The sequence below is a fragment of the Microbacterium oleivorans NBRC 103075 genome (assembly GCF_001552475.1).
Taxonomy (GTDB): domain Bacteria; phylum Actinomycetota; class Actinomycetes; order Actinomycetales; family Microbacteriaceae; genus Microbacterium; species Microbacterium oleivorans.
Map to the genome: position 1 here is coordinate 63,566 of NZ_BCRG01000006.1, position 14,036 is coordinate 77,601.

At 70.9% G+C, this 14,036-nt stretch carries 15 protein-coding genes; 10 read left to right on the forward strand and 5 right to left on the reverse strand.

What is annotated here, in order from left to right; all coding sequences use genetic code 11:
• Positions 1-17: 17 nt before the first annotated feature.
• The 6 genes from MO1_RS07940 to MO1_RS07965 all read left to right on the forward strand — a co-directional run bounded on the left by MO1_RS07940 (position 18) and on the right by MO1_RS07965 (position 5,676).
• Positions 18-851, forward strand: coding sequence for an ADP-dependent NAD(P)H-hydrate dehydratase (locus tag MO1_RS07940; RefSeq protein ID WP_060915730.1), 834 nt, complete (start codon positions 18-20; stop codon positions 849-851).
• 47 nt (positions 852-898) lie between these two features.
• The gene (locus tag MO1_RS07945) at positions 899-2,113 is read left to right on the forward strand and encodes a glycosyltransferase 87 family protein (protein WP_060915731.1); all 1,215 of its coding nucleotides are present in this window, start codon (positions 899-901) and stop codon (positions 2,111-2,113) included.
• Between the two features lie 13 nt (positions 2,114-2,126).
• On the forward strand, positions 2,127-2,468 hold the full coding sequence (locus MO1_RS07950) for a thiamine-binding protein (RefSeq protein WP_060915732.1): 342 nt from the start codon (positions 2,127-2,129) through the stop codon (positions 2,466-2,468).
• On the forward strand, positions 2,465-3,682 hold the full coding sequence (locus tag MO1_RS07955; protein ID WP_036312632.1) for an MFS transporter: 1,218 nt from the start codon (positions 2,465-2,467) through the stop codon (positions 3,680-3,682). Before MO1_RS07950 ends, MO1_RS07955 begins: the two co-directional genes overlap by 4 nt.
• A gap of 63 nt (positions 3,683-3,745) precedes the next feature.
• Complete coding sequence (locus MO1_RS07960; RefSeq protein WP_060915733.1) at positions 3,746-4,228, forward strand: SRPBCC family protein; 483 nt, start codon at positions 3,746-3,748, stop codon at positions 4,226-4,228.
• Positions 4,225-5,676 carry a phytoene desaturase family protein gene (locus MO1_RS07965; protein ID WP_060915734.1) on the forward strand — a complete coding sequence of 484 codons (1,452 nt, stop codon included), beginning with the start codon at positions 4,225-4,227 and terminating at the stop codon, positions 5,674-5,676. Before MO1_RS07960 ends, MO1_RS07965 begins: the two co-directional genes overlap by 4 nt.
• A 7-nt stretch (positions 5,677-5,683) precedes the next feature.
• On the opposite strand, the gene metX is transcribed toward MO1_RS07965, so the two are convergent.
• Entirely contained in the window at positions 5,684-6,886 is a 1,203-nt protein-coding gene (gene metX, locus MO1_RS07970; protein ID WP_060915735.1) for a homoserine O-acetyltransferase MetX, read from the reverse strand.
• Positions 6,887-6,997: 111 nt separating this feature from the next.
• Positions 6,998-8,320, reverse strand: coding sequence for a bifunctional o-acetylhomoserine/o-acetylserine sulfhydrylase (locus MO1_RS07975; protein WP_036312625.1), 1,323 nt, complete (start codon positions 8,318-8,320; stop codon positions 6,998-7,000).
• Between the two features lie 162 nt (positions 8,321-8,482).
• Here MO1_RS07975 and MO1_RS07980 point away from each other — a divergent pair, with 162 nt between their 5' ends.
• A complete protein-coding gene (locus tag MO1_RS07980; protein WP_174520567.1) occupies positions 8,483-9,268 on the forward strand; it encodes an SDR family oxidoreductase in 786 nt (261 codons plus the stop codon).
• Positions 9,269-9,274: 6 nt separating this feature from the next.
• On the opposite strand, the gene MO1_RS07985 is transcribed toward MO1_RS07980, so the two are convergent.
• Positions 9,275-10,720, reverse strand: a complete 1,446-nt coding sequence (locus MO1_RS07985) for an MFS transporter (protein ID WP_060915737.1) — start codon at positions 10,718-10,720, stop codon at positions 9,275-9,277.
• A gap of 112 nt (positions 10,721-10,832) precedes the next feature.
• Between MO1_RS07985 and MO1_RS07990 the strand changes: the two genes are divergently transcribed.
• From MO1_RS07990 to MO1_RS08000, 3 genes are read left to right on the forward strand one after another with little or no spacing between them, the layout of a single operon-like run.
• Positions 10,833-11,339: a phosphoribosyltransferase gene (locus MO1_RS07990; RefSeq protein WP_174520571.1), complete on the forward strand. Its 507-nt coding sequence runs from the start codon at positions 10,833-10,835 to the stop codon at positions 11,337-11,339.
• Positions 11,336-12,022, forward strand: coding sequence for a uracil-DNA glycosylase (locus tag MO1_RS07995; protein ID WP_036312620.1), 687 nt, complete (start codon positions 11,336-11,338; stop codon positions 12,020-12,022). The genes MO1_RS07990 and MO1_RS07995 overlap by 4 nt, the downstream gene beginning before the upstream one ends.
• Positions 12,023-12,038: 16 nt before the next feature.
• Positions 12,039-12,662 carry a GNAT family N-acetyltransferase gene (locus MO1_RS08000; protein ID WP_036312619.1) on the forward strand — a complete coding sequence of 208 codons (624 nt, stop codon included), beginning with the start codon at positions 12,039-12,041 and terminating at the stop codon, positions 12,660-12,662.
• On the opposite strand, the gene MO1_RS08005 is transcribed toward MO1_RS08000, so the two are convergent.
• Positions 12,640-12,972: a protealysin inhibitor emfourin gene (locus MO1_RS08005; protein WP_060915738.1), complete on the reverse strand. Its 333-nt coding sequence runs from the start codon at positions 12,970-12,972 to the stop codon at positions 12,640-12,642. The genes MO1_RS08000 and MO1_RS08005 overlap by 23 nt on opposite strands.
• Positions 12,956-14,014, reverse strand: a complete 1,059-nt coding sequence (locus MO1_RS08010) for a M4 family metallopeptidase (RefSeq protein WP_060915739.1) — start codon at positions 14,012-14,014, stop codon at positions 12,956-12,958. Before MO1_RS08010 ends, MO1_RS08005 begins: the two co-directional genes overlap by 17 nt.
• Between the last annotated feature and the right edge of the window lie 22 nt (positions 14,015-14,036).

Consider the following 14,036-nt stretch of genomic DNA (forward strand, 5'->3'; position numbering starts at 1 on the left):
GGACTCCGTCGCATAGGGTGGGCGCCATGGCGGCGCGGGAGTGGAACAGTGCGGACACGGCCGCAGTCATCACCGAGCCAACGGCGGACGACGACAAGTATTCCCGGGGGGTCGTCGGGATGCGGACCGGTTCGGCGGCGTTCCCCGGCGCAGCGGTCCTCGGAGTCGAAGCGGCGTGGCGCACCGGCGTCGGCATGGTCCGATACCTGGGCCCGTCGCGCGCGGCGGACTTCGTGCTCGCCCGCCGGCCCGAGACCGTGACCGCGGACGGTCGCGTGCAGGCCTGGGTGATCGGGTCGGGGACGGATGCCGCGCACCGCTCGGCCCTCGAGCTCGCCGCACTCCGCGGCATCCTCTCCGGCGACGAGCCGGTCGTCGTCGACGCGGGCGCCCTCGACCTCGCCGCACACGCCTCGGCACCGGTCGTGGCGACGCCGCACGGGCGCGAGCACGCGCGGCTGCGACGGATGCTCGGCCTCGACCCGGAGTCAGACGACCCCGCCGAGACGGCGACGGCCCTCGGAGCTGTGGTCGTCCGGAAAGGCGCGACCACCGTCGTCGCCGCTCCCGGCGTGGACCCGATCGAGGTCACGGCGCCAACCTCGTGGCTCGCGACAGCGGGAACCGGCGACGTCCTCGCCGGCACCGTCGGAGCCGTGATCGCGGGGGTCATCGGACGAGGTGCGTCGCCCGGGGAGCTCGGCGCACTGCAGCGGGCCGCGGCATCCGCTGTCTGGCTGCACGGCCACGCGGCCGCACTCGCCGTCGCCGCGCACGGCGGCGGCCCGATCGTGGCGCTCGACGTCGCCCAGCACCTGCCGCAGGCCGTCGCGGCGGTCCTGGCGGAGTGACCGCCGTCGGGATCGATCGCACGGCGTCGCGTCCTAGGCTGGGACGCGTGACGAATCGCGTGCTGCTGTGGGCTGCGTTCGTTTTCGTCCACCTCTTCGTCGGATCGATGGGATTCCTCCTGCCGAATCAGCCGACCGGCGACGTCTGGTTGGTCTACGAGCCCTGGTCGCGCGCCGTCTTCTCCGGCGGGGGAATCGTCGGCGTCACGCACGACTGGGTCTACCCACATCTCGCCCTCGTCCCCATGTTGCTCGCGCACGTGCCGGGCGCTCTCGTGGGCGACTACACGGTCGGATGGGCGATCCTCGTGGTCATCGTCGACGCGGTGGCCTTCGCCGTGCTCGTCGGTCGAGGCCGCTCGCGGGGTCGCGTCACCGCAGCGGTGTTCTGGCTCGCAGCGATCCTGTGCCTCGGCCCGGTCGGGATGTACCGCATCGACGGGATCTCGGTGCCGTTGGCGATCCTCGGATGCCTGTGGCTGCTGCGCCGGCCCTGGCTGGCGTCCGTGCTGCTGGCCGCCGCGACCTGGATCAAGATCTGGCCGGCCGCGCTCCTGGCGGCCGCCCTCGTCGCCGTGCGGCGGCGAAGCGTCGTCGTCGCTGCCGCGGCGCTCGTGAGTGCCCTGATCTTCGGTGTCGTCGTCGCCCTCGGCGGCGCCGACCACGCGCTCGGGTTCGTCAGCGGGCAAACCGGACGCGGCCTGCAGGTGGAAGCCCCCGTCAGCGCCGTGTACCTCTGGGGCGCGCTCTTCGGTGTCGAGGGATCGTCCGTGTACTACGACCAGGGCATCCTCACGTTCCAGGTGATGGGCGCGCACACCGACGTCGTCGCGGCGCTCATGACCCCGCTGCTCGTCCTGGCCGTCGGGGCCGTCGTCGCTCTGGGGGTGGTGCAGGCTCGACGGGGAGTCTCGTTCCTGCGGCTCTTCCCGACCCTGGGGCTCACGTTCACGACCGTCCTGATCGTCGTCAACAAGGTCGGCTCCCCGCAGTTCCAGGCGTGGCTGTTCGCCGTCGTCGTGCTCGGGCTGGTCGTCGACCGTCGCCGGTGGGTGGGCCCCGGCATCCTCGTCCTGGTGTCCGCCGCGCTCACGCAGCTCGTCTATCCGGTGCTCTACAACGGCATCGTGTCGCCCACGCTCGTCCCCGTCGCCGTCCTCACCCTGCGCAACGTCGCGCTCATCGTGCTGCTCGTCTGGATGGCGGTCCGCCTCGTGCGGCTGCCCGCTCCCGCCCCCGCACTCGTCCGCTCCACCCCCTGACCCGGAGGTCCTCATGCTCGTCGCCTTCTCCGTCGCTCCGTCCGGCAACGGCAACTCGGACGGTTCCGTCCACGACGCCGTCGCGGCGGCCGTCGCCGTCGTCCGCGCGTCGGGCCTTCCGCACCGGACGACCAGCATGTTCACCGAGATCGAGGGGGAGTGGGACGAGGTGATGGCCGTCGTCAAGGGCGCGGTCGACGCCGTGCAGCCGTTCGGCTCTCGCGTCTCGCTCGTCCTGAAGGCCGACATCCGACCCGGGTACACCGGTGAGATCGACGGCAAGATCGAGCGCCTCGAGTCGGCTCTCGAATCGATTCGTCGCGAGGGCGGAAGCGGGACTACGATCCCGGAGTGACTTCCGCTCCCGACCGTCCCCGCCGCGCGCTCCTCGCGCTCGCCATCGGCAGCTTCGGCATCGGCATGACGGAGTTCGTCGTCATGGGTCTCCTCCCCGAGATCGCGCGCGAACTCCTCCCGTCGGCGTGGGCGACCTCTCAGGAAGACGCCATCGCCCAGGCGGGCTGGCTGATCACGCTCTACGCGCTGGGTGTGGTGATCGGCGCCCCGACCATCGCGGCATCCGTTGCGAAGTACCCGCGTCACCGCGTCATGATCCTGCTCGCGGGTGCGCTGACCCTCTTCAACGCGCTGACCCTCGTCCTTCCGACGTTCGAGCTCGTCGCGGCGTCGCGACTGCTCGCCGGGCTTCCGCACGGGGCGTACTTCGGCATCGGCGCTCTCGTCGCGGCCGACGTGATGGGCCCGGGGAATCGGGCGAAGGGCGTCGCCTTCGTCCTCACCGGTCTCACGGTCGCGAACGTGGTCGGCGTGCCTCTCGGGACCTTCCTCGGCCAGAACCTCGGGTGGCGTTGGGCGTTCGTGCTCGTCGTCGTCATCTTCGCCGCCGCGACCGTCGCGATCGCGCTGACGGTGCCGCACCGGCCGGGCGAGCCGTCGCGCACCCTCCGTGCGGAGCTCGCCGTGTTCCGCATCGGCCAGGTGTGGTTCGCGCTCGGGATCGGTGCGATCGGTTTCGGCGGCTTCTTCGCCGTCTACACGTACGTGTCGCCGCTTGTCACGGAAGCTGCGGGTGCGCCTGCATGGCTGGTGCCGATCGTCCTCGTGATCCTCGGCCTCGGGATGACGGCGGGCAACCTCGTCGGCGGCCACCTCGCCGACGTCAACCTGATCCGGGCGATGTTCGGGCTGCTGATCCTGCTCGTCGTGACGCAGTTGCTGCTCGCGCTGACCTCGGGGTGGATCGTCACAGTCATCGTCTTCGTGTTCGCCGTCGCGTTCGCGTCGTCGGCCGTGAGCCCGACGATCCAGACCAGGTTGATGGATGTCGCGGGTGACAACCAGTCGATCGCCGCAGCCCTCAACCACTCCGCGCTGAACACTGGCAACGCCCTCGGCGCCGCTCTCGGCGGTGCGGTCATCGCGGCGGGGCTCGGGTTCACCGCACCCGTCTGGGTCGGTCTCGCTCTCGCGCTCGGTGGGCTCGGGATCGCCGCCCTCAGCATCGGGATCGAGCGGCGCACGCAGACACGCGTGCCGGCGCGCGTCTGACACGCCTGCGACGCCCGCGCAACCCCGTCCGTCTCGCTCCATCCGAGTCGGTAGCGTCGAGTCATGTCCCGCAACTCGCGCGTGTTCGCCTGCGCCCCTGACGACGTCTTCGCCGTCCTCTCCGACGGATGGCTCTTCCCGTCGTGGGTCGTCGGCGCCGCGCGGATGCGGGAGGTCGCCGAGACGTGGCCGCACGTCGGTTCGCATTTGCATCACTCCTTCGGCGTCTGGCCGGTGCTGATCAACGACGAGACCGAAGTCCTCGTGTACGAACCGCCGCGCCACATCGTGTTCCGGGCGAAGGGCTGGCCGATGGGTGAGGCGCAGGTGGACATCCAGGTGCGGCCCCACCGCGACGGCGCGGTCGTCCGCATCCAGGAGGAGGCCGTCGCCGGCCCGGGGAGTCTCGTGCCCCCCGTGCTCCTCGACGTCGCGCTCCAGCTCCGGAACGCCGAGACCCTGCACCGACTCGCCTACCTCGCCGAGGGGCGCGCCTCGCGGCCGACCGATGAGACGTCGGCCCACGACGAGGGCGTCTCCGAGTGAGCGATCTCGACGCGATCGTCGTCGGAGCGGGACCGAACGGGCTCGCCGCCGCCGTCACCCTCGCACGTGCGGGTCTCGCTGTCCGCGTGTACGAGAAGGGCGCGACGATCGGCGGAGGAGCCCGCACCGCGGAGATGACGCTGCCGGGGTACCTGCACGACGTCTGTTCGGCCGTTCATCCGCTCGCGTTCGAGAGCCGCTTCTTTCGGGAGTTCGGACTAGGAAAGCGCGTCGAGTTCGCGGTTCCCGAGGCCTCTTTCGCGCAGCCCCTCGACGGGGGGCGGGCGGCCGTCGCCTACCGCGATCTCGACCGGACGGCCGACACCCTCGGCCGCGACGGCGACGCGTACGCGCGCCTGATGCGGCCGCTCGTCGACCGGGCGTCGGCCGTCGCCGATTTCACCGGCCACCCGCTGCTGCGGGTGCCCCGGCATCCGTCGACCGCCGTGTGGTTCGGACTGCGTGCGCTCGAGCAGGGGAGCGGGCTGTGGAATGCCCGATTCGCCGAGGATGCGGCACCGGCCCTCCTCACGGGTGTCGCCGCCCACACGATCCTGTCGCTGCCGAGCCTCGCTGCCGCGGGCGCGGGGCTCGCGCTGTCGACCTACGGGCATGCACGAGGCTGGCCCATCCCGGTCGGCGGCAGCCAGCGCATCGTCGACGCGATGGCGGACGACCTGCGCGAGCACGGCGGCGAGATCGTCACCGACCACGAGGTGACCTCGCTCGACGAGCTGCCCGCAGCGAAAGCCGTGCTGCTCGACGTCGTCCCGAGAGACTTCCTCCGCATCGCGGGCGACGCTGTGCCCGACCGCTATCGTCGGGCTCTCGAACGTTTCCGCTACGGCGGTGCGGTGGCGAAGGTGGACTTCGCGCTCTCGGGTCCCGTGCCGTGGGCGAACGAGGAGGTCCGTTCGGCGGGCACGGTCCACGTCGGCGGCACGCGCGCCGAGATGGCGGCATCCGAGAATCTGATCTCGCGAGGCGGACTGCCCGACGCGCCATACGTGCTCGTGGCGCAGCCGTCGGGGTTCGACGCGTCCCGCGCCCCCGCGGGCGGCCACGTCCTCTGGACGTACACGCACGTGCCGTCGGGGAGTACGGCTGACCGTGCCGAAGCGGTGATCCGGCAGATCGAGCGGTTCGCCCCCGGATTTCGGGAGCTGATCGTCGCGGTCAACTCCCGCAACGCGGTCGAGGTCGAAGCGGAGAACCCGAACTACCCGGGCGGTGACATCGCCGCGGGAGCCCCCGCCCTGTGGCAGCTGCTCAAGCGGCCGGTCGTCTCGCCGGAGCCGTGGCGGACACCGCTCGAGGGCGTGTACCTGTGCTCGGCGTCGACGAGCCCCGGTCCCGGTGTGCACGGCCTCGCCGGCTGGCATGCGGCGCGCTCGGCGCTCCACCACACGTTCGGCACGCGGATCTCGCCGAACCTCTCGCCGCACTGACCCGAGGTCAGCTGTCGAGCAGGCGACGCAGGTGGCGGCCGACGGGCTCAGTCTCGATGAGGAACCCGTCGTGTCCGAAATCGCTTCGCAGCACGACGGTCTCGTCGTCGATGGTGGTGCGGATGCCGCGGCTGATGCGATGCTGCCCCTCCACGGGGAACAGCCGGTCGCTGTCGACCCCGAGAACCAGGGTGCGCGCGGTCACGCGGGCGAGGGCGTCCTCGACACCGCCGCGATCGCGGCCGACGTCGTGCGAGTTCATCGCCTCGACGAGAGCGAGGTAGGAGTTCGCGTCGAACCGGCGCGTGAAGCGATTGCCGTGGAAGTCGAGGTAACTCTCGACGGCATAGCGGCCGCCCTCGCCGAACGGGCTCTTCTCCGACTGCCAGGAGCGCTGGAAGCGCTGGTTGAGTTCGGTGGGCGTCCGGTAGTTGAGAAGGGCCATCCGGCGAGCGAGCGCGAGTCCCCGGTGGGGCCCGTCGCCGTCAGGAGCGTCGTAGTAGTTGCCGCCGGCGAAGCGCGGGTCCATCTGGATCGCGGCGATCTGCACCGAGTTGAGCGCGACCTGGTCGGCGGTCGTGGTCGGGGGTGAGCACAGCACCCCGAGGCGCTCGACCCGCTCGGGATGGCCGACCGCCCACTCGAGCGCATGCATGCCGCCCATCGAGCCCCCGACGACTCCCGCCCAGACATCGATTCCGAGAGCGTCTGCCAGCATGACCTGCGCGGCCACCTGATCACGGATCGTCAGGAACGGGAAGCGCGACGCCCACTCGTAACCGTCCGGAGCGATGCTTGCGGGACCGGTCGAGCCCTGGCATCCCCCCAGGATGTTCGGCGCGACGACGAACCAGCGGTCGGTGTCGATGGGGGCGCCGGGGCCGACGATGTCGCCCCACCAGCCGTCTGTCGCGTGACCGGGGCCCGCCTCGCCGCGCACGTGGCTGTCGCCGGTGAGGGCGTGGAGGATCAGCACGGCGTTGTCGCGGGTGGGGGAGAGCTCGCCCCACGTCTCGTAGGCGAGACGGATGCCGGGAAGACTCGCCCCGCTCTCGGTGGCGAAGGCGCCGAACTGCGCGAACCGGCGCTCGCCGACCGGGTCGCCGTCGCGCCACGCGCCGGTCGCCGGCGGGCGGCCGAGGAGCAGGCGGGCGTCGGCCTCGGTCACAGGGGCCGAGGGCACCGTGTCTTCCGAGGTCTGCCAATCCATGCGTCCATTCTCCCGGGCGCGGTGGAGGCTCAGCGCAGTGTTACGTGCCGGACGCACGACACCCCGCCGCGGCAGTGCCGGGCGGGGTGTCGGTCTCCTGAGGAGGGGAAATCAGGCGCGGGCGGCCTCCGAGAGGCGGCGCGCGGCGGCGAGGGCCTGCTCGAGGTCGGCCTTGAGGTCCTCGATGTTCTCGAGGCCCACCGAGAGGCGGACGAGACCCGGCGTGACACCCGAGGTGAGCTGCTGCTCGGGGGTCAGCTGCGAGTGGGTCGTGGATGCCGGATGGATGACGAGCGAGCGGACGTCACCGATGTTCGCCAGGTGGCTGAACAGGCTCAGCGAGTTGACGAACTCGCGTCCGGCCGAGACGCCGCCCTTCAGCTCGAACGACAGCACTGCACCGACGCCCTTCGGCGCGTACCGGTTGGCCGCGGCGTACCAGGGGGAGGTCGGCAGGCCCGAATAGTTCACCGAGGCGACGTCGGAGTGGTTCTCGAGCCACTCGGCGATCTCCTGCGCGTTCTGCACGTGGCGCTCGATGCGCAGCGACAGTGTCTCGACACCCTGGATGAGGTTCCACGCGCTCTGCGGCGAGATGGCCGACCCGAGGTCGCGGAGCAGCTGGACGCGCGCCTTGATGATGTACGCGAGGCCGTCACCCACGGCATCCGTGTAGACCGCGCCGTGGTACGACTCGTCGGGGGTGGTGAGGCCGGGGAAGCGGTCGGAGTGCTCGGACCACGCGAACGTGCCGCCGTCGATGATGACGCCGCCGATGGTGGTGCCGTGGCCGCCGAGGAACTTCGTCACCGAGTGCACGACGATGTCGGCGCCGTGCTCGAAGGGACGGATGAGGTACGGCGTCGCGATCGTGTTGTCGACGATGAGGGGCACGCCGGCGGCGTGGGCTGCGTCGGCGACGGTGCGGATGTCGAGCACGTTGATCTGCGGGTTGCCGATCGTCTCGGCGAAGAAGAGCTTCGTGTTGGGGCGGACGGCGCGGCGCCATTCCTCGGCGTCGTCCTGGTTCTCAACGAACGTCGTCTCGATGCCGAGCTTGGCGAGCGTGTACTTGAAGAGGTTGTACGTGCCGCCGTAGATCGAGCTCGACGAGACGATGTGGTCGCCGGCCTGCGCGATGTTGAGGACTGCGAAGGTCGACGCGGCCTGGCCACTCGAGAGGACGAGCGCACCCGTGCCGCCCTCGAGGCCCGCGAGGCGCTGCTCGAGGACATCCTGCGTCGGGTTCTGGATGCGCGTGTAGATGTTGCCGAATTCGGCCAGGGCGAAGAGGTTCGCGGCGTGGTCGGCGTTGTCGAACACGTACGACGTGGTCTGGTAGATCGGCGTGGCGCGGGCCTTGGTCACCGGGTCCGGGGCGGCGCCGGTGTGGATCTGCTTCGTCTCGAAGCGCCAGTTCTCGGGTGCGGACATGACAGGCTCCCTGCGTGAGTGGTCGGGTCGTGGCCTCAGGCGACGGATGCCGCAGGCCCGACACCGACGTTACGAGCACCGCCCCGCGAGGACAACGGAACGGACACGCGACGTAACGTGACGTGGCCCGGCGTGGGGCCGCGAGTGGCTAGCGTTGACGGCATGGCTAATCGACGTGCAGTGGTGACCGGGGCGAGTTCGGGGATCGGCGAGGCGGTCGTCCGCGCGCTCCGGGCGAAGGGCTGGGACGTCGTCGGTGTCGCCCGGCGGGCCGCCCGGCTGGAGGCCCTGGATGCCGAGATCGGGTCGCGTTCCTATGCGGCCGACCTCACGAACGAGGCCGATGTCGAGGCTCTCGCCGCGCACCTCGAGGACACCGGCACGGTGCACGCGCTCGTGCACGTCGCCGGCGGTGCCCGCGGTACCCAGCGCGTCGAGGACGGCGACCCCGCCGACTGGCGGTGGATGTTCGAGGCGAACGTGCTGTCGGCGCAGCTGCTGACCTCTGCTCTTCTGCCGCAGCTGCGACGGGCGGCCGAGATCGACGGGCACGCCGACACCGTCTACGTCACGTCGACCGCCGCACAGACCGCCTATGCCGGTGGGGCCGGCTACAACGCGGCCAAAGCGGGGGAGGCGATGCTGGTGCACGCCCTTCGGCTGGAGCTGAACGGTGAGCCGATCCGTGTCGTCGAGGTCGCCCCCGGCATGGTGCAGACCGACGAGTTCTCCCTCAATCGCCTCGGTGGCGACCGGGCCGCGGCGGAGCAGGTCTATGACGGCGTCGAAGAGCCCCTGACGGCAGCCGACGTCGCCGACGTCATCGCCTACGCGCTCAACGCTCCCGGCCACGTCAACCTCGACCTCATCACGATGCGACCCGTCGCCCAGTCGGCGCAGCACCTCCTGGCCCGCGGCCCACTTCGCCCGCGCACCGTCGAGGGCTGAGGCCGCTCAGCCGGCAGGCGGGGTATCGGCGAATGCGACCTTCGGGACGAGCATCAGGAGGATCGCGGCGAGGAAACCTCCAGCCGCGCAGATCGCCCACACCGTGAGGTAGCCGCCGAGCGAACTCGCCGTCTGGGCGGCAACCGTCCCCGCACCGGCGGCGAGGACGACGCCGAAGACCGCGGACGAGAAGGCCCCACCGATCGTCTTGGTCGTGTTCGTCAGGCCCGAGGCCTCGCCCGTCTTGCCGAACGGTGCCGCCGCCGCGGCGGCAGCGGGCAGGGCCCCGACGAGGGCGCCGCATCCGATCCCCGCGATCGACAGGTTCAGCAGCACCTGCCAAAGCTCGAGATGGAACGGCAGGAACAGCGCGTACCCGAGGCCTACGAGCACCGCCGCACTGATGAGCGCCAGGCGCGGACTGATGCGCCGCGAGGTCACGGCGAACAGGACTGCGCCCACGATGAGCGACACGAGGTAGAGGCCGATGACATACGAGCGCTCGGTCGCGTCGAGACCGAGTCCGTAGCCGAGGGACGAATCGGTCCCTGCGTAGGTCGAGAGCGGTCCCTGCGCTCCCAGGAGGCTGATCCCGATGAGGAACGCGGTGGCCTGAACCGGCCACATGTCCGGCCGGGCGAGCACGCGCATGTCGACGACGGGATGCCGGTGGCGCAGCTCGTGGAAGACGAACCAGACGAGGACTCCGATGCCGAGCACGAACAGCGCCGCGACCCCGGCCCACGTTCCTGCGCCGAGGGCGAGCTCGCCGATGAGCCGCATCCACGCGAGAGCGCCCGTGACCAGCAGCAGCCCCCAGGCGAGGAGGACGACGCCCCACGTGTCGAGCCGGCGCTCGCCGCTCGGCGTGGACTCGGGGACGAAGAGCCAGATGACGACGGAGACGAGGGACACGGCGATGGCGGGAACCATGAGGGTGAGGCCGAGGTCGCCCGTGGCAGCGTAGATCCGTCCGGCCGCGAGCGCGCCGACGATGGCTCCGGCCTCGAGCCCGACGACGAGCAGGCCTGCCGCGCGTCGAGTGAGCGAGACGCCGCGGTTCTGCTTCCGCCCGCGCTCGAAGATGAGTGCCACTTCGAGCGGCAGCCAGACGACGTAGAACCCCTGCAGCGACCAGAACAGCAGGAACGTCCAGAACGAGTCGGCGAAGACCAGCCCCCAGGACGCGAGGGCGGTGAGGATCGCGGCGAGCAGCAGGATCCGCTTGTGGCCGAACATGTCGCCGAGCTTGGCGAGGATCGGCACCACCAGCGCGCTCAGCAGCAGCTGACCGGCCTCGAACCAGTTGACGTCCGCGTCGCGGATGCCGAGTTCGATGACGATGTCGCTGAACAGGGGCACGTAGAACCCCTGCAGGATGCCGCTGACGATCTCGACGACGATGAACCATCCGATGAGGCCCGCCGTGATCCCCAGCGCCGAGGAGCGCACGGTTGACGGATGCACGGCGGAGGAGGGCGGAATCCCGGTCACGAGCGCGAGCCTAGCGCTGCGTCGGTCGTTCGCCTCGCACGCCGTATTCTGAGAATCCATGGACGAGGGGATGCCGGTGGCCGCCGAACGCGAAACGCTGAGCTGGGACGATTTCGGCGGGGCGACCCGTGAGCTGGCGCGAGCCGTCGTGGCGGACGAGTTCGCCCCCGACATCGTCGTCGCGATCGCCCGCGGCGGACTGCTGCCGGCAGGCGCCATCGCCTATGGCCTCGGGGTGAAGAGCTGCGGTGCGCTGAACGTCGAGTTCTACACCGGGATCGGGACTGTCCTCGACGCTCCCGAGATCCTTCCTCCCGACCTCGACGTGAGCGCGCTGCCCGGCAAGCGCGTGCTCCTCGTGGACGACGTCGCTGACAGCGGACGCACCCTCGCACTCGCCGTGCAGCTGTTGCGGGATGCCGGTGCCGACGTCCGCTCGGTGTGCATCTACACGAAGCCCGGCTCCATCGCGCTGCCGGATTACTCGTGGCGCGAGACCGACCGGTGGATCGACTTCCCCTGGTCCTTCCGGGGGACCGTGGTCCAGGAGGACGCGGGCCTGCCCGCCGGGGCATGAGCGGACGCTCGCTCGACGCGCTCGCCGAGGACGGTCTGATCCATCCGGAGTGGGCGGAGGCCCTCGCCCCCGTCGCCGTTGACATCGCCTCCCTCGGCGATCGGCTGCGGGCCGACGAGCGCGGTTACCTCCCCGCGGGTGACCACGTCCTCCGCGCCTTCCGCACGCCGCTGTCGGGCGTGCGCGTGCTCATCGTCGGCCAGGACCCGTATCCGACGCCCGGCCACCCGATCGGGCTCTCATTCGCCGTCGACCGGTACGTACGACCGCTGCCTCGGAGCCTCGGGAACATCTACGCGGAGCTGTCCACCGACCTCGGCATTCCGCCCGCGGCCCACGGCGACCTGTCGGCATGGACCGAGCAGGGGGTCATGCTCCTCAACCGCGTGCTGACGGTTGCGCCCGGCGAGGCGGCGTCGCACCGCGGTTGGGGATGGGAGCGCGTCACCGAGCACGCCATCGCGACGCTCGTCGCTCGGTCGGAGCCCCTCGTCGCTGTGCTGTGGGGAAGGGATGCCGCGGGCCTCGCGCCGATGCTCGGCGACACCCCCCGGGTCGAGTCGGCGCACCCCTCGCCGCTCTCCGCCCGGCGCGGCTTCTTCGGGTCGCGTCCCTTCTCCCGGGTGAACGCTCTCCTCGAGGCGCAGGGAGCGGATCCCGTCGACTGGCGACTGCCCGACTGAGCCGTATGCTGGCGGCATGCTGGAGGACGAGTACGAGCGCGATCGTCGCCGCCTTCCCCGTCACCTTCGCCGTCGACCCGAGCCCGAGCCGGAGTTCTCGTTCGAGCTGCGCCCGGCGGCCCGGACCGATATGGCCGACGTGCGCGAGATCTACAACCACTACGTGGCGAACTCGGTCGTGACCTTCGACGAGAAGCGATGGACCCACAAGCAGTGGGTCGAGAAGTTCGACTACCTCGCGAAGCTCGGCCTGCCCTTCCTCGTCGCGGTCTCACCCCGGGGCGAGGTCCTCGGCTACGGCCTCGTCTCGCCGTGGGCGGGGAAGAGCGGCTTCCGGTACACCGTCGAGAACTCGATCTATCTCGGGCAGGCCGCCACGGGCAAGGGGCTCGGCCGTGCGCTGCTGGAGGGTCTCATCGCCGCGTGCGAGGAGAAGGGCATCCGCGAGATGGTCGCCGTCGTCAGCGACAAGGGCGCCGAGGCATCCCTCGCCCTCCACGAGAAGCTCGGGTTCGTCGAGGTCGGGCGCATGGGCAAGGTGGGGTACAAGTTCGGGCGGTCGCTCGGCACCATCTACCTGCAAAAGCACCTGAACCCGAAGAGGAAAGAGTCGCTGCTCACCCGCATCCGCTCTCGCTGAGATCGTCCGGTGCCACGGCTGCTCCATCGGCCTGCACCCGGTCGATGAGCTCTCGCCACGGACCCGCGGCATCACCGTCGCCCAGCCTCGCGTGACGCCCATTCGGACCGTGCACGGCGGCGACTTCCCACGAGAACCGGTCGGCTCCGGCAGCGGATGCCGCGGGTTCCTCCCACGGGCACGCGTCGAGCAGCGGCGTCCACATGTCGACCTCGGGTTCGGCGACCTCGACGCGCCAGGCGCGGCGGAGCCCGGCGAATCCGCCGGTGCGGACGACGGTGATCGTCAGCGGGTCAACGGGCTGCGGCATCCTCCACGACTCCGACGCTCGCCCACGCGGTGCGGACGGCGTCGGCCTCCTCAGAGTCTTCACCGTACTCCCGCACCGCCGTGTCGGCAGTGGTGGCGGCGAACTGCGCGAAGGTGGCGGAGGGGGACAGGGCGCCCGAGACGAGCGTGAGGTACCAGATGCGTCCCGCACGCTCCCACGCATAGCCGTCGAGGGCGGTCGCGACGAGGTGGAAGGCCTTGTTCGGGATGCCGGAGTTGATGTGCACGCCGCCGTTGTCGCCCGAAGTCTCGACGAAATCCCGCATGTGCGCCGGCTGCGGGTCCTTGCCGAGCACGTCGTCGTCGTAGGCGGTGCCGGGGGCGGCGAGTGAGCGTAGCGCCGATCCGGTGACCGCGGCGGTGAAGATCTCCGCACCGACGAGCCAGGTCGCGGCATCCGCTTTCTGACCCTGGTGGTGCTGGTCGGTGAGCGCGCCGAACACGTCGGCGATCGACTCGTTGAGGGCGCCGGACTGTCCCGAGTAGTCGAGGCCTCCTGCGGACTCGATGACGCCGTGGCCGAGCTCGTGCGCGATGACGCTGAGAGAGCGGGTGAAGCCGGCGAACACCTCGCCGTCGCCGTCGCCGAACACCATGCGCTCGCCGTCCCAGAACGCGTTGTCGTACGCCGTGCCGTAGTGGACCGTCGCGGCGAGAGACCCGCTCGTGCCGGTGAGACCCACCCGCTCGAACGCGTCCCACAGGAACGCGAAAGTCGCCCCGAGGCCGTCGTACGCCTCGTCGACCGCGGTGTCGCCGGAGGGATCCGCGCCTTCGGCGCGCACTGGTGTTCCCGGCAGCACCTCGCGATTCTGCGCGTCGGAGATCAGTCGGTCGGGGTCGGGAGCAGCCGACACCACGAGGGAGTCGCCGTCGACGGACAGGTCGATGTGGGCGCGCAGCGGGGCGTACGCCCGGGGCACCGCGAGGGTGGCGCGGGCCGCGGCGACGGCGTGCGGGAATCGTTCGGCCGGAGCGGCCGCGAGACGGGCGAGCAGATACGGCGGGACGATGGCGTGCATGCCGCCACGCTAGTGCCCGGCG